We start from the raw sequence: 15,454 nt of genomic DNA on the forward strand, positions 1-15,454 counted from the left end.
CGTAATCAGGATGTTAACATAGAGACAAATTCATGCCTGTTATGATGAGTGAACCTATGTCCGACTTAAACCGTCCACAACTCCAGCTGCCCAACGGCGCCGATAAACTCCTGCTCCACTCCTGCTGCGCGCCCTGCTCGGGTGAAGTGATGGAAGCGATCCAGGCTTCCGGTATCGACTACACCATCTTCTTCTATAACCCGAATATCCATCCGCAAAAAGAGTATGAGCTGCGCAAAGAGGAGAATATCCGCTTTGCTGAGAAGCACGGTGTGCCCTTTGTCGACGCGGATTACGATACCGACAACTGGTTCGAGCGGGCGAAAGGGATGGAGTGGGAGCCTGAGCGCGGTGTGCGCTGCACGATGTGTTTCGATATGCGCTTTGAGCGCACGGCGCTCTATGCTCATGAGCACGGCTTCAAAGCCATTAGCAGTTCGCTGGGCATCTCTCGCTGGAAGAATATGCAGCAAATCAATGACTGCGGCCAGCGCGCGGCGGCCCACTACCCGGAAATGGTCTACTGGGATTACAACTGGCGTAAGCAGGGCGGCTCGGCAAGAATGATTGAGATCAGCAAACGGGAGCGCTTCTACCAGCAGGAGTATTGCGGCTGCGTCTACTCCCTGCGCGACAGCAACCTGCACCGTAAATCTCAGGGCCGACCGCTGATTAAGATCGGTAAGCTCTACTACGGCGACGATCAGGAGTAGAGATGAAAAATCCCGGCTATATAGCCGGGATTGTCTGCATTAGAGCGCGATATCCGCAACCTGCTCATCGTCATGATGTGGCTGCACCGCTGGCTTCTGTACCGGCGGAGTAATGTCCGCCACCATCGATTCGTCGCACTTCAGACCCAAAATTTCACTGGTGTAGCGCAGTTCGGCGTCGGCGGCCTCGATATTGCCATTCAGCTCGGTACCGAACGAGGGGATAATCTCCCGGAGCTTAGTTTGCCAGGCCTCGGAAGCGAAGCGCTCGGTAAAGACCTTCTCCATTAACTCCAGCATAATCGGTGCCGCGGTTGAGGCACCCGGCGACGCGCCGAGTAGCGCCGCGATGGTGCCCTCTTTGTCGCTGACAACTTCAGTGCCCAGACGCAGCACGCCGCCTTTACCAGCCTCACGCTTGATAATCTGCACCCGCTGCCCTGCCTGCCACAGACGCCAGTCCTCTTTTTGCGCCAGCGGATAGTATTCACGCAGCGCATCAAAGCGGTCATCCTCGTTTTGCAGCACCTGGTTTACCAGGTATTTTACCAGGCTGAAGTTGGTCATCCCGACCGTCAGCATCGGTAAAATATTGGATGAGTTGGTTGAGCGCAGCAGATCCCACAGCGATCCATTTTTCAAAAAACGCGTGGAGAAGGTGGCGAAAGGCCCGAAGAGCAGCACGCGCTTGCCATCAATAATGCGCGTATCGATATGTGGCACCGACATCGGCGGCGCGCCAACGGTCGCCTGACCGTAGACTTTCGCCAGATGGTGATTCACCACCGCCGGATCTTCCGCCACCAGGAACTGGCCACCCACCGGGAAACCGGCGTAATCGGCCGCTTCTGGAATGCCCGATTGCTGTAACAGCTTCAGCGCCGCACCGCCGGCACCAATAAAGATAAATTTCGCCTTGATCACCTGCTCAGCGCCGCTATTCAGGTTATGCAGCGTCACGCTCCAGCTCTGGTCGGCATTGCGCTTTAAGCCGCGCACTTCGGTGGCGAGTTGCAGGTCGAAGTTCGCCTTCTTCTGCAGCGAGCCGATCATCTGGCGGGTCAGCTCGCCAAAGTTTACATCGGTGCCGATCTCCGTGCGGGTGGCGGCAATTTTTTGCGTGGCATCGCGCCCTTCCATCACCAGCGGTGCCCACTGTTTGATCTGCTCAGGATCTTCGGAGTAGCGCATGCCGCGAAATAGAGAGCACTGCTGCAATGCTTTATAGCGCGCGCGCAGGAAGTTGACGTTATCGTCGCCCCAGACGAGGCTCATATGCGGCACGGTATTGATAAAGGAGCGTGGATCGCGCAGCACACCACTTTTCACCTGGTGTGCCCAGAACTGGCGAGAGATGCGAAACGCTTCGTTGATCTCAATCGCTTTTTTGATGCTGACAGAGCCGTCCGCGCTGCGGGGGGTGTAGTTGAGTTCCATCAGGGCAGCATGCCCGGTACCGGCATTGTTCCAGCCGTTTGAACTCTCTTGCGCCAGGGCGTCGAGACGCTCCACCATCGTAATTGACCAGTCCGGTTCAAGATCCGAAAGCCAGGTTCCCAACGTGGCACTCATGATCCCACCACCGATTAAAAGCACATCTGTTTCCTGCTCTTTCGATACGGACGCGTCTGCTGCTTTTGAGACAGCATTAAGCCCGACAGCCATCGAAAACAGCCTGGCAGTCATTCTTTTCATGATGATATTGCCTTACTTTTAGTGCTGCTTTATTCGCATTTATAGAGGGTTAAATCGTTAGCTCGTCTAACGTAGCACTTAAAAGTCGAGATTTAAATAATGTTTAAACATTAAATAATAATTATATAAATGTTACTAATAAGTTGCTTTTATGCATTAGTTTTAACACTAATTGTTGCCCGTTCAACAGCTGAATCTGTTATTATCCTGCGCTTTGCCAAACGCATGGATGCCGTTTGCCTCTGCTTTATGGCACTCTCCACTTGCGGAACGTTATGACAGATAAAACTCTCTCCTCCCCTGCCCCGGTAAGCGCCGTGCTGCGTTCGCCGAAGCTATTTACACGCGAAATTTTAGCTGGCGTCATTACTGCACTGGCATTAATTCCGGAAGTGATCTCCTTCTCGGTAATTGCCGGCGTTGACCCAAAGGTGAGCCTCATCGCCTCGGTTGTGCTCTGCTTTGGCATGTCCATTCTCGGCGGTCGTCCGGCGATGGTAACGGCCGCTGCCGGGTCAGTCGCACTGGTTATCGGTCCGATGGTCAACCAGAACGGTGTGGAATACATTTTGCCAGCGGTAATACTGGCGGGCGTGATCCAGATTATCTTCGGCCTCACCGGCATGGCGCGGCTGATGCGCTTTATCCCCCATGCGGTGATGACCGGGTTTGTTAACGCCCTCGGCATTCTGATCTTCTTTGCCCAGGTGCCCCACTTCTGGAGCAAAAATCCGCTGATTCTGGCGCTCTTCGCCCTGACGCTGCTGATTGTGCTGTGGCTGCCGCGCTGGCTGAAAAGCGTGCCTGCCCCGCTGGTCGCCATTGTCGTACTCACCGCCTATACCATTTTTAGCGGCCAGCTGTTACCGACCGTCGGCGATGAAGGCCCGATGCAAGGCGGCCTGCCGGGTCTGACCGAGTGGCTGGTGCCGTTTAATCTCCACACCCTCGGCATCATCTGGCCCTGCGCGTTGAGCATTGCCTTTGTCGGGCTAATGGAGTCGCTGCTGACCGCCAAACTGGTCGATGATTTAACCCATACGTCGTCGAATAAAGGGCGTGAAAGCGCCGGGCTTGGCATCGCCAATATCCTCGCCGGGCTCTATGGCGGCATCGCCGGTTGCGCAATGATTGGGCAAACCATCGTTAACGTTGAGATGGGCAAAGGCCGCACGCGCCTCTCAACCATTGCCGCCGCGCTGGTGTTGCTGCTGCTGGTAACGGCGTTAAGCGAAGTGATGGCGAAAATTCCGATGGTGGTGCTGGCCGGGATTATGGCAATTGTCGCCTTCAAGACCTTTAACTGGGGAAGTCTCAAGCCGGACACCCTGAAACAGGCGCCTTTCGTCGAGAGCGTGGTGATGGTGATAACGGTGATTGCTACCGTCAGCACCGGCAACCTGGCGATTGGCGTGGTTGCCGGGGTGATAACGCTGGCGATTACACCGGCGAAGTGGCGGGAAAAGTCGTTGTTTACAGCAAAAACAGCGTCGCCAGCCCGAGAAAAATAAAGAAGCCCCCGGTGTCGGTAATGGCGGTAATCATCACGCTGGAGCCGACCGCCGGGTCGCGCCCCAGCCGGATCATCAGCATCGGGATCAGCACGCCCATTAAGGCCGCCATCAGCAGGTTGAGCACCATTGCCAGCATCATCACGCCGCCCAGCGCCGGGTCGCCATACAGCCACCAGGTGATGCAGCCCATCAGGCCACCCCACACCACGCCGTTAATTAACGCCACGCCCATTTCGCGCAGAATAAGAAACGAGAAGTTGCCCGGCTGAATATTTTGCAGTGCCAGCGCGCGCACAATCATGGTGATGGTCTGATTACCGGTGTTACCGCCAATACCGGCGACAATCGGCATCAACGAGGCCAGCGCCACCAACTGGGAAATGGTGTGTTCAAAACCATCAATCACCCGCGAGGCGATAAAGGCGGTGCAGAGGTTAAGCGCCAGCCACGCCCAGCGCGACTTGACCGCTTTGGTCACTGGCGCAAACACATCCTCTTCGGTACTCAGGCCGCCCATTTGACGCATATCGTTATCGGTCTCTTCGTAGACCACATCGAGGATCTCATCAATGGTCAGACGTCCCATCAGTACGCCATTTTCATCAATTACCGCTGCGCTAAGCAGGTTGTCACGCTCAAAGGTGCGCGCAACCCGCTCCGCCTCCTCTTCCGGCAGGAAGGTGACGGGATCGCTCTCCATCACCTCGCCCACTTCACGATCGGTGGCGTTCAACAAAAGGGTTTGCAGCGTCAGCTCGCCAACAAGCCGGTTGTCGCGCTCGACCACAAACAGCTTGTCGGTGTTCTCCGGCATCTTTCCCAGGCGGCGCAGGTAGCGCTGAACGGCGGCCAGCGTCACCTCGGCGCGAATGGTGATCACCTCAAACTCCATGATCGCGCCGACGCAGTTTTTGCCATAGCGCATCACCTGGCGCACCCGCGCACGCTCTTTCGGCGGCAGCGTTGCCATCATGCGTCCGGTCAGGTTGCGCGGAAGATGCTGCACCAGGTAGATCTGCTCATCAATATTGAGGGTTTCCAGCGCATCCAGCAGCGCGCGGTCACTCATCTCATCAATCAGATCGTCCCAGACATTTTCCGAGGCTTCGAGTAGCACTTTGCCGCGTTTCTCATCTTCAATCACCCGCCACAACGCGTGGCGTTCATCCACCGGCAACGCTTCGAGGGTATCGGCCAGATCCGGCGGCGGCAGGTGTGCGGCGAGGGCGCGAACTTCAAGCAGGTGCTGATCGAGCACTTCACTGTTCACCTGCTCCACCAGCGTGATCTCGCCCAATAGCGTGGCGGTCAGGGCTTTATGGGTGGTGAGCAACCAGATAAGACGGGCGCGCTCTTCTTCGCGCAGTTTGACACTGTTCTTTTTGATAACCGGCATGACAATCCTGAATCGAAAGCGCCCTCTCATCCGGGCGGAATAGCTCTAAGCATAGCGTCAGGTGCTAAAAAAAGGCTCAACGGCGGGGTTGTTTGGATAAAAAAACGGCAACGCTCCCCGCTTCAGCAGGGAGCATAGTGATTACGCAGTGCGGGAAACGGCGTCGCGGGAGGCGAGCTGACGCTCTTCACCCACCAGCTCGCTTAAGTGACCGTTGCGCATCTCCAAAAGGCGATCGGCGTGAATAAAGTAGTGGTCGTCATGGCTGATGGCGAAGATCGTTTTGCCCATCTGCTGCATCAGCGGCAACAACACCTGGTAGAAGTCGCGCCTGAAGTGCGGATCTTGATCTGCCGCCCACTCATCCAGCAGCAGAATATCGCGCTCTTCCGCCAGCGCCAGCAGCAGCGCGACACGCTTCTTCTGCCCTTTTGAGAGTTTCAGGTTGAGGATTTTGCCGTTTTCAAGCTCCAGCTTGTGTGACATCTTTAACTGCTCAAGCCACTTCTCCACCAGCGCCGGATCGGCCTGCTGCCCTTCGGGGCCAAGCAGTTCATCAAACAGCCAGACATCGGTAAACACGGCAGAGAAGAGCTTACGATAATCTTCCGGTTTATCCTGCGCCATCGGTTTGCCATCCAGCAGGATCTCACCGTTGAGCGGCTGATAGAGGCCGGTCAGCAGCATCGCCAGCGTCGACTTCCCACTGCCGTTCCCACCAATCAGAAACACCAGCTCGCCGCGCTTGAGGGTCATATTAATTGGCCCGATGGCAAAGTCGTTATCCTGGTATTTAAAGGTGACATCGCGCAGCTCAAGGGTTTGCCAGCCGGGGAATATCTGCGGGCGCGGAAACTCAGGGCGGTAAGGCGCAAGCGCAAACTGTTTAAGCTTGCGAAACGCTACCTGTGCGGTGAGCAGCGTCGGCAGCGCGCCGACGGCGGAGAGCAGCGGCGTACGCAGAAAGAGCAGCGTCAAGGAGTAGGTCGCCGCGATATTGGTATTCGCCCAGCCCAGCCCGTTCGCCATCCAGAACACCAGACCAATCGCCCCCAGCATCATGATGTTTGACCAGTTTACCGCGCTCAGGTGGAAGGTATCGGCGCGGATAATATGGTGGCGGTATTCGCGCGCATCCGGCAGGTACATCTTTTCAAATACATGCTCGGCGCGCTCGCGGTTGAGCGTAAGCTCTTTGCGCCCTTCAAGCACCGTCTGGAAATCGGCATACAGCTTATCTTCCGTCTCACGCAGGGTCGCCATATGTTTGTACACCCGCGACACCAGTAAAAAACCGCCCCAGATGGTCAACGCCATCCAGATCGCGGTGATCAGCAACATCTTGCCGGAGAGCATGGCGAGATAGAGACAGGAGCCGACGGTAAGGATAATCCCCTGCACCAGCTCCGGCAGGCGCACAAAGGCGATGGTGATATTACGCACATCGCTGGTCAGCCCGGCCAGCAGCGAGGCGCTGCCCAGCTGTTCGATGCGCTCCACAGGCGTATCAAGAAGACGTTTGATAAATTCGCTGCGCAGGCGGTAGACAAAGTGGTGTCCCAGTGTCGTCAGCGCCAGTTGCGAGCCGAGGGTAACAGCCATTAACAGCAGCAGCAGACCGAGGAACTCCGGCAACACCGCAACGGAGAGATCGACAGATTCAATCAGGCGCTGGTTAATAAAGGCAATCAGCCCGATGCCCATTGCTGCGCTGGCAAGCGAGAGCGCCAGCACCGCCACAAACGGCCAGCGATACTGCCGCCAGACAAGAAGGAGAAGTTCCATAAGACTATCCGGTCAATAAAAACAGCCAGCAGTTTAAACGGCTACCCGTTTTCATCAAGAATAATTCTTATTTTTGTTCGCTATTGCCTGCCTGGCGAAAAGTGAGGTTATAGCGACACTCACCGGTAAGCGGGTGATAACCCGGCTTCAGCGGTGCAATGCCATGATAAAAGAGGCGCGATTCCCCGCCCCACACCACCACATCACCATGTTCCAGCAGCAGCCGCTGGAGCGGATCGCTGCGTTTCAGCCCGCCAAACTGGAAAACCGCCGGCAAGCCGAGCGAGACGGAGACAATCGGCGCGCGCAGATCCGGCTCATCCTTATCCTGATGCAGCGAGAGCTTCGCGCCCGGCGCGTAGCGGTTAATAAGACAGGCATCCGGGCGGAAATCAGGGTAGCCAGCCGCAGCGCTTGCGGCGTTGCAGAGCGTCACAAAGGCCTGCGGCATAGCGGGCCACGGACGCTGCGTCTGCGGATCGGCCGCATCGTAAAGATAGCCGCGCTTGTCCGTCGTCCAGCCAAGCTGCCCGCAGTTAGTCATGGCAACGGACATGGTGTAACCACCGGGTGTAACCATATGGCGCAGCGGCGCAACGCTGACCACATCAGCGATACCGCGCATCAGCGCCTCGCTGTGGGCAAGGGCAAAACGGCGTAATACCACGGCACCTGGTGCCAGCGGCTCCTGCCAGGGTTGTTCATCGGCAAACAGATCGAGCATCAGGTCTCCTGTTGATTAGCTTCACGCGCCAGCAGCTGCGCTTTACGATCGGCGCCCCAGCGGTAGCCGGAGAGCGCCCCGCTCTGGCGCACCACGCGGTGGCAGGGAACAATAACCGCCAGCTTATTCGCCGCACAGGCGCTGGCGACGGCTCTGACCGCGCCGGGCTTGCCGATAGCGTGGGCCAGCGCCTGATAGCTGATCCTCTCCCCTGCCGGGATCTGGCGCAGCGCCTGCCATACCTGGAGCTGAAACGCGGTGCCGCGTAAATCGAGCGGCAGGGCAAAGGGCGAATCGGGTCTCTCCACATGTGCAATCACCTGCTGGACGCGCGTGTTAAATTCCGGGTCATCCTCTGCCTGGCGGGCATGGGGGAACAGGTCACCGAGCTGCGCCAGTAATGCTTCGTCACTTTGTGCCAGCAACACGGCGCAGATGCCACGCTCACTCTCCGCCACCAGGCAGCGACCCAGCGTACAGGCCGTCAATGTAAACCTAACCGCGCATGTCGGGCCGCCGCGGCGAAAGGCGCGAGCAGTCATGCCGAGCGCGGCATCCGCTTTACGATAGTAGCTGCTGCTGTCCGGGAATCCCGCCGCCAGCACCGCATCGGTAACGGTCTCGCTTGTCGCCAGCGTTTCGCGTAAGCGTCGGGCGCGAAATGCCTGCTGCCACACTTTCGGCGTCACGCCAGTTACCGATTTGAACAGCCGGTGAAAATGGTAGGGACTCATGGCAACCGCCGCGGCAAGTTGTTCCAGCGTGACGGGTCGATCCTGCTCCAGCAAGCGGCACGCGGCGGCGACCTTCTCCAGCCTCTGCTCCTGCGGATGCGCTCTGTCCGGCTGGCAGCGTTTGCAGGGACGGAAACCTGCCTCCAGTGCGCTCGCAACATCTTTATAGAAGCGGACATTCTGGCGCAGGGCGCGCCGCGCCGTGCAGGAGGGGCGGCAAAAAATCGCCGTGGTCAGTACGGCAAAGACAAACTGCCCATCGGCCTTCGGGTCGCGCGCCAGCACCGCCTGCCAGCATTGATCATCGGTTAACGTCGCATTGTTCATCTCAGGCTCCTTATCTAAGCTTAGCCCTACTGTGGCGGTTAGCGCGCGCGTAAACACCCGCAATCTTGCGCTTTAATTTTTATCCTTTACGAGGAAAGCGGAAAACTGCGGCGACATCCAGGTCGTGAAGCCATTGCCCTCTTTCATGATCATCATCACCGCCAGCCCTTCACGCTCCACCACCTCTTTTGCCCGCTCGGGGCCCAGTACCATCAGACCGGTATCCCAGGCATCCGCTTCCAGCGCGGTCGGCGAGATCACCGTCACCGACACCAGCTTATGCTCGATTGGTCGCCCGCTGCGCGGATCAATTACATGGGAGATACGTTTACCGTCCAGCTCATAGTAGTTGCGGTAGCTACCGGAGGTACTAATGCCGTGGCCATTAATATCGACCACCGCCTCGACGGCGTTTTCGCGATCCGTTGGCTTCTGCACCGCTACACGCCACGGCAGCCCTTTGCCATTCATCCCACGGCTGACCAGCGCCCCGCCGACGGAAACCAGATAGCGGGCAATTCCCTCGCGCTCCATTAAATGCGACAGATGATCGGCGGCGTAACCTTCGCCAACCGTCGAAAGATCGACATAGAGATCGGGCAGATCTTTTTGCAGAAATTGTTTACCGGCGCGATTGATTACCGTCAGATGTTGCAGCCCGGTACGCGCTTTCGCCGCGTCGATCTGCGCCTGTGTTGGCGTATTGTCAGGCTGCTGGTCGGGGCCAAAGCCCCATAAGTTAACCAGCGGCCCAACGGTAATATCCATTACGCCATCGGTTTTTTGCCCGACGCGCAGCGAGGTGGTGACAATATCCGCCATTGCTTCGCTGACCGGCCATGGCGCGGTGCTGGTGCTGCGGTTAAAGCGCATCAGCGCCGACTCCTTTTTCCACGTCGACATGAGCCAGTCATCGCCATCAAGCTGCGCCTGGATTTTCGTTTGTAGCGCTGTTGCCTGCTGCGGAGTGATATCCACCACGCTGACGCGCCAGGAGGTGCCCATGGTTTTGCCTTCTAGCACCGTAGGTGTAGCCTGGTTTGCCGTATCACAGCCAGCTAACAGAAAAAGTGCCGCCATCAGGGCGGCACGAAGAGTAGCGATCGCCATAGTTGTTATCTCCTTGCTGGCGCAAGCGTACACGAAAAAGGGATTTGCCCGAAACAGGCAATAAAAAAGGGGCCTTGCGGCCCCTGCAATACGCGATGTTGCAGACTTAGAACTGGTAAACCAGGCCCAGGCCAACTACGTCGTCGGTAGCAATACCGGCCGCGCGGGTAAAGGTGTTCTCATCCAGCAGGTTGATTTTGTAATCAACATAGGTGGACATGTTTTTGTTGAAGTAGTAAGTCGCGCCAACATCAACATATTTCAGCAGATCCTGGTCGCCGAAGTTAGCAGTACCGGTGCTGTTGGTGATGTCCTTACCTTTAGACTGCAGGTAAGCGATGGACGGACGCAGACCGAAGTCGAACTGGTACTGAGCAACCACTTCGAAGTTCTGCGCTTTGTTAGCAAAACCGTAAATCTCGGTCTTAGAAGAGCCGTTAGAGGTACCGAAACGGGTCGCATTGTAAGTCTGAGAGTACTGTGCTGCCAGGTAGATGTTGTTGGCATCGTATTTCAGGCCGCCGCTGTAAACTTCAGCGCGATCGCCGTCGCCGAGCAGCTGCGGGTCAACGGCGCTGTTCTGGTCTGCGGTACGTTTAGAAGAGGACATTGCGCCGCCGATGCTGAAGCCTTCGCCCAGATCGTAGGTCAGAGACGCACCGTAGCCGTCGCCATTCTGATTCAGCAGGCTGCGGCCAGTGGTGTTTTCACCGCTGACGCTGCCGTTTTTACCCTGGTACTGCAGAGCAAAGTTCAGGCCATCAACCAGACCGAAGAAGTCGGTGTTGCGGTAGGTCGCCACGCCATTTGCGCGGTTCTGCATGAAGTTATCCGCGCCATAAGTATCACCGCCGAACTCCGGCAGAACGTCGGTCCAGGAGGTCACATCGTAGTTAATGCCGTAGTTACGACCGTAGTCGAAAGACCCAGCGTCAGCCACACGGATACCTGCGAAAGCCAGACGAGACCATGCCTGATCGCTTGCGCCCTCTTCTTTGTTCGCCTGAACGTTGTATTCCCACTGCCCGTAGCCGGTTACCTGATCGTTAACCTGAGTTTCGCCCTTGAAGCCAAAACGCACATAGGTCTTATCGCCATCAGAGCCGTTGTCGTCAGAAAAATAGTGCAGGCCGTCTACTTTGCCGTAGAGATCTAATTTGTTGCCGTCTTTATTGTAAACTTCCGCCGCATTTGCTGCGCCCGCTACCAGCAGAGCCGGTACCAGGAGGGAAAGAACTTTAACTTTCATTTTATTAACCCTCTGTTATATGCATTTTTATTGCCACTGCATGCTGATTAACCCTCAAATCAGCTGGCGATTCATTGTGCGCAAAAAACAAAAATAATCCAACAGGAATATGATACGAAAACTTTGAAGATGTTTCATATCTAAGGCTAAATGTTTCTGTATGTGAATAAGCGGGAACTTTTTGAAAGCACAAAAAGCAAACAAATAAGATTAATAGCAACGTTTTCATAGTTATTTACCATCAAAAACAATAACTTAATTAAATTCAAAATGAGAGCACTGAATGCCAAACTGAAAGCAAAATTGGTGTCTAAAATAATCAACGCTATCATCATTAACTTTATTTATTACCGTCATTCGAATCTGAATGTCTGTTTACCCCTCTTCAAACCGGATGCGCTGCATTCGGTTTTTTTTTACCTTTCTTTACATCAGTTAATACTCAAACCTTATATAGTCACCATTTGTAATGACTATTAATTAATCAATAATCGTACCAGTATTAACCCGCAAGCATAATTAAAAAGTTAATATCTTGTTATTTCGTGCGATATTTTGTCAGCCAGACGGTAAATAGGTATCTCGTTCTGCTCATCTCACTACTCTTAGCGGACAATCGGTTAAGGTTGCATATTCATGCACTGCCCAGGCATTTCCTGAAAAGAGAGTCTGGAAATTCACCCATTTACCGATATACTGCCTGCTGAACATCACTCTGCAGCACACTACCTTTACGCCCGCGCCCACCAAACGCGACGCTAACGGCATGGCAGCAACATTGTCTCAGCGCAGGCTGGAATTTTATCAGCCGTGTTGTCATAACGGGTTACACACACGAATGAGTCAATCGGACACAATGATTCCTGGCAAATTTTCCCTCATACCGGGCAACATTACCCGTTACTTCCTTTTATTGATTATTGTTCTGCTGGTCACCATGGGCGTGATGATCCAGAGCGCAGTTAACGCGTGGTTGAAGGATAAGAGCTATCAAATTGTTGATACCACTCACGCTATTCATAAGCGCATTGATATCTGGCGCTATGCGACCTGGCAGATTTACGACAACATCGCTGCTGCCCCCGCCTCCTCCGGCGAAGGCTTGCAGGAGACGCGTTTAAAGCAGGACGTTTACTACCTGGAAAAACCACGCCGCAAGACGGAAGCGCTGATTTTCGGCTCCCATGATAGTTCAACGCTGGAGATGACCCAGCGCATTTCGACCTATCTCGATACGCTGTGGGGCGCGGAAACCGTGCCGTGGTCGATGTACTACCTTAACGGCCAGGATAACAGCATGATCCTTGTCTCAACGCTGCCGCTTAAGGATCTCACCTCCGGTTTTAAAGATTCGATGATCAGTAATATCGTCGACACCCGCCGCGCGGAGATGCTCCAGCAGGCGAATGCCCTTGATGAGCGTGAAAGCTTCTCTTCGCTGCGCCGCCTTGCCTGGCAAAATGGTCACTACTTTACGCTGCGCACCACCTTCAACCAGCCGGGCCATCTGGCAACCGTCGTCGCCTTCGATCTGCCGATCAACGATCTGATTCCGCCCGGCATGACGCTGGACAGCTTCCGTCTCGATCCTGATACCACGCCGGGTAGCGCGCGTGCGCAGGATAAAGAGACAACCGATAGTGCCTCTGTAAATTTCAACAGTTCACGCATTGAGATCTCCTCAGCGCTGAACGGCACCGGTTTACGCCTGGTATGGCAAGTACCGTTCGGTACCCTGCTGCTTGATACCCTGCAAAACGTTCTGCTGCCGCTGTTGCTCAATATTGGCCTGCTGGCGCTGGCGCTATTTGGTTATACGACTTTTCGTCAACAGCCGGGGCGTAAGAGCGATACGCTCGCTACGCCTGGCGCGAATAATGAGCTGCGCGTGCTGCGCGCCTTTAATGAAGAGATAGTCTCCCTGCTGCCGCTGGGTTTGCTGGTTCACGATCAGGAAGCCAACCGTACAGTATTGAGCAATAAAATTGCCGACCACCTGTTGCCGCACCTTAACTTGCAGAACATTACGGCGATGGCGGATCAGCACCAGGGCGTGATTCAGGCGACCATTAATAATGAGTTGTACGAGATTCGCCAGTTCCGCAGCCAGGTGGCATCGCGTACGCAGATCTTTATTATTCGCGACCAGGATCGCGAAGTGCTGGTCAATAAAAAGCTTAAGCAGGCACAGCGGCTGTATGAGAAGAACCAGCAGGGGCGCGCGGCGTTTATGCATAATCTCGCCGAAGCGCTCAAACAACCGGTAAAAGCGCTGGCCAGTGATGCCGCGACAATTGAGAGCCACGAGGCGAACCGCCTTGCCGATCACGCTGACCGTCTGGTGCAGCTGGTGGATGAGCTTCAGCTGGCGAATATGCTGGAGAACGATACCTGGAAAGGCTCCTCTTCCCTTTTCTCCATTCAGGATCTGATTGATGAAGTCGTGCCGGAAGTCCTCCCGGTAATCAAGCGTAAAGGGCTGCAGCTGCTGATCAACAATCATCTTCCGGCCAATGAAGAGCGTCACGGCGATCGTGATGCGCTGCGACGTATCATGCTGCTGCTGATTCAGTACGCGGTGACCACTACGCAAATGGGCAAAATCACCCTCGAAGTCAGCATGGACGAATCCGCGGACGATCGGCTAACCTTCCGCATCCTTGATACCGGCGTCGGCGTCAACGCCAGCGAAATTGATAATCTGCATTTCCCGTTCCTGAACGAAACGCAGGGCGATCAGTTTGGCAAGGCAAATGCGCTCACCTTCTGGCTTTGCGATCAGTTGGCCCGTAAACTGGGCGGGCATCTCAATATTAAAGCGCGTGAGGATCTTGGCACCCGTTACTCCCTGCATGTGAAAATGGCAGTCCGCGCGCAGCAGGGCGAGAGCGAAGAGAAATTGCTCGATGATGTGGTGGCAATGATTGATATTACGTCGAATGAAATTCGTAATATTGTGGTGCGTCAGCTTGAGAATTGGGGGGCGAGCTGCATTTCGCCCGACGAGCGATTATCTAATCAAGAATATGATCTCTTTTTAACAGATAATCCGTCAAATCTTACAGCTTCAGGATTGCTTTTAAGCGATGATGAGGTCGGCGTGCGGAAAATTGGTCCAGGCCAGTTGCGCGTCAATTTTAATATGAGCAACGCAATGCAGGGAGCAATATTGCAGCTCATTGAGGAGCAGCTGGCGCAGGAGGAAGTCACGGAGTCGCCTTTAGGCGGCGATGAGAATGCCGAACTCCATGCCAGCGGTTATTACGCGCTGTTTGTCGACACAGTTCCCGATGATGTTAAGAGGTTGTATACTGAATCGGCTTCGCGCGATTTCGCTGCGCTGGCACAGACGGCCCACCGCCTCAAGGGGGTGTTTGCCATGCTTAATCTGGTACCTGGTAAGCAGTTGTGTGAAACGCTGGAGCAATTAATTCGCGAGAGTGATGCTCCAGGCATAGAAAATTACATCAGCGACATTGACGCTTACGTCAAAAGCTTGCTGTAGCAAGGTAGCCTAATACATGAACAATATGAACGTAATTATTGCCGATGACCATCCGATTGTACTGTTCGGTATTCGCAAGTCACTTGAACAGATCGAATGGGTAAATGTAGTCGGTGAATTTGAAGACTCTACAGCGCTTATCAATAATCTGCCGAAACTTGAGGCCAATGTATTGATCACCGATCTGTCAATGCCGGGCGACAAATACGGCGATGGCATTACGCTGATCAAATACATCAAGCGCCACTTCCCGGCGCTCTCTATTATCGTGCTTACCATGAATAATAATCCGGCAATCCTCAGCGCCGTTCTGGATCTCGATATCGAAGGTATCGTACTGAAACAGGGCGCGCCGACCGATCTGCCGAAAGCGCTGGCGGCACTGCAAAAGGGTAAGAAGTTCACCCCGGAGAGTGTCTCCCGTCTGCTGGAGAAAATCAGCGCCGGTGGCTATGGCGATAAACGCCTGTCACCGAAAGAGAGTGAAGTGCTGCGCCTGTTCGCAGAAGGTTTCCTGGTGACGGAGATTGCCAAGAAACTAAACCGCAGCATTAAGACCATCAGTAGCCAGAAGAAATCAGCAATGATGAAACTGGGTGTCGATAACGATATCGCCCTGCTGAACTACCTCTCTTCCGTGACGCTCACCCAGACGGAAAAAGAGTAATCCCCGTAACCCCGGCAGCCGCCGGGGTTCGTTTT

11 protein-coding genes are annotated in these 15,454 nt (G+C 55.0%); 4 read left to right on the plus strand and 7 right to left on the minus strand.

Features of this window, described 5'->3' with window-relative positions; genetic code table 11:
• Positions 1–56: 56 nt before the first annotated feature.
• The gene (locus HF650_RS15925) at positions 57–713 is read left to right on the plus strand and encodes an epoxyqueuosine reductase QueH (protein ID WP_187799460.1); all 657 of its coding nucleotides are present in this window, start codon (positions 57–59) and stop codon (positions 711–713) included.
• A gap of 39 nt (positions 714–752) precedes the next feature.
• Here the strand turns inward: HF650_RS15925 and mqo are convergent, their stop codons facing one another.
• Entirely contained in the window at positions 753–2,408 is a 1,656-nt protein-coding gene (mqo, locus tag HF650_RS15930; RefSeq protein WP_187799461.1) for a malate dehydrogenase (quinone), read from the minus strand.
• Between the two features lie 275 nt (positions 2,409–2,683).
• Between mqo and HF650_RS15935 the strand changes: the two genes are divergently transcribed.
• On the plus strand, positions 2,684–3,919 hold the full coding sequence (locus tag HF650_RS15935) for a SulP family inorganic anion transporter (RefSeq protein WP_187799462.1): 1,236 nt from the start codon (positions 2,684–2,686) through the stop codon (positions 3,917–3,919).
• On the opposite strand, the gene mgtE is transcribed toward HF650_RS15935, so the two are convergent.
• The 6 genes from mgtE to HF650_RS15965 form a co-directional block, all read right to left on the minus strand.
• Complete coding sequence (mgtE, locus tag HF650_RS15940) at positions 3,882–5,318, minus strand: magnesium transporter (protein ID WP_187799463.1); 1,437 nt, start codon at positions 5,316–5,318, stop codon at positions 3,882–3,884. The two genes, HF650_RS15935 and mgtE, sit on opposite strands and share 38 nt — an antisense overlap.
• A gap of 141 nt (positions 5,319–5,459) precedes the next feature.
• Entirely contained in the window at positions 5,460–7,103 is a 1,644-nt protein-coding gene (locus HF650_RS15945) for a multidrug ABC transporter permease/ATP-binding protein (RefSeq protein ID WP_187799464.1), read from the minus strand.
• Between the two features lie 67 nt (positions 7,104–7,170).
• Positions 7,171–7,827 carry a DNA oxidative demethylase AlkB gene (alkB, locus tag HF650_RS15950; protein WP_128482514.1) on the minus strand — a complete coding sequence of 219 codons (657 nt, stop codon included), beginning with the start codon at positions 7,825–7,827 and terminating at the stop codon, positions 7,171–7,173.
• Positions 7,827–8,888 carry a bifunctional DNA-binding transcriptional regulator/O6-methylguanine-DNA methyltransferase Ada gene (gene ada, locus HF650_RS15955; RefSeq protein WP_187799465.1) on the minus strand — a complete coding sequence of 354 codons (1,062 nt, stop codon included), beginning with the start codon at positions 8,886–8,888 and terminating at the stop codon, positions 7,827–7,829. Before ada ends, alkB begins: the two co-directional genes overlap by 1 nt.
• A 72-nt stretch (positions 8,889–8,960) precedes the next feature.
• Positions 8,961–9,998, minus strand: coding sequence for an FAD:protein FMN transferase ApbE (gene apbE, locus HF650_RS15960; RefSeq protein ID WP_187799466.1), 1,038 nt, complete (start codon positions 9,996–9,998; stop codon positions 8,961–8,963).
• A 106-nt stretch (positions 9,999–10,104) separates the two neighbouring features.
• Positions 10,105–11,247 (minus strand): porin OmpC, encoded by a 1,143-nt coding sequence (locus tag HF650_RS15965; protein ID WP_187799467.1) that lies wholly within the window; start codon positions 11,245–11,247, stop codon positions 10,105–10,107.
• An 838-nt stretch (positions 11,248–12,085) separates the two neighbouring features.
• On the opposite strand from HF650_RS15965, the gene rcsD reads away from it, so the two are divergent.
• Both rcsD and rcsB read left to right on the plus strand, forming a co-directional pair.
• Positions 12,086–14,752 carry a phosphotransferase RcsD gene (gene rcsD, locus HF650_RS15970; RefSeq protein WP_187799468.1) on the plus strand — a complete coding sequence of 889 codons (2,667 nt, stop codon included), beginning with the start codon at positions 12,086–12,088 and terminating at the stop codon, positions 14,750–14,752.
• 16 nt (positions 14,753–14,768) lie between these two features.
• On the plus strand, positions 14,769–15,419 hold the full coding sequence (gene rcsB, locus HF650_RS15975) for a response regulator transcription factor RcsB (RefSeq protein WP_007371125.1): 651 nt from the start codon (positions 14,769–14,771) through the stop codon (positions 15,417–15,419).
• Positions 15,420–15,454 lie beyond the last annotated feature (35 nt).

The sequence above is a fragment of the Kosakonia sp. SMBL-WEM22 genome, assembly GCF_014490785.1.
Classification (GTDB): domain Bacteria; phylum Pseudomonadota; class Gammaproteobacteria; order Enterobacterales; family Enterobacteriaceae; genus Kosakonia.

Bases quoted from the DNA above. Each gene is read 5' to 3' on its own strand.
- rcsB (WP_007371125.1), top strand. From the start codon at position 14,769: ATGAACAATATGAACGTAATTATTGCCGATGACCATCCGATTGTACTG.
- HF650_RS15965 (WP_187799467.1), bottom strand. From the start codon at position 11,247: ATGAAAGTTAAAGTTCTTTCCCTCCTGGTACCGGCTCTGCTGGTAGCG.
- HF650_RS15945 (WP_187799464.1), bottom strand. From the start codon at position 7,103: ATGGAACTTCTCCTTCTTGTCTGGCGGCAGTATCGCTGGCCGTTTGTG.
- mgtE (WP_187799463.1), bottom strand. From the start codon at position 5,318: ATGCCGGTTATCAAAAAGAACAGTGTCAAACTGCGCGAAGAAGAGCGC.
- ada (WP_187799465.1), bottom strand. From the start codon at position 8,888: ATGAACAATGCGACGTTAACCGATGATCAATGCTGGCAGGCGGTGCTG.
- HF650_RS15935 (WP_187799462.1), top strand. From the start codon at position 2,684: ATGACAGATAAAACTCTCTCCTCCCCTGCCCCGGTAAGCGCCGTGCTG.
- apbE (WP_187799466.1), bottom strand. From the start codon at position 9,998: ATGGCGATCGCTACTCTTCGTGCCGCCCTGATGGCGGCACTTTTTCTG.
- mqo (WP_187799461.1), bottom strand. From the start codon at position 2,408: ATGAAAAGAATGACTGCCAGGCTGTTTTCGATGGCTGTCGGGCTTAAT.
- HF650_RS15925 (WP_187799460.1), top strand. From the start codon at position 57: ATGTCCGACTTAAACCGTCCACAACTCCAGCTGCCCAACGGCGCCGAT.
- alkB (WP_128482514.1), bottom strand. From the start codon at position 7,827: ATGCTCGATCTGTTTGCCGATGAACAACCCTGGCAGGAGCCGCTGGCA.
- rcsD (WP_187799468.1), top strand. From the start codon at position 12,086: ATGAGTCAATCGGACACAATGATTCCTGGCAAATTTTCCCTCATACCG.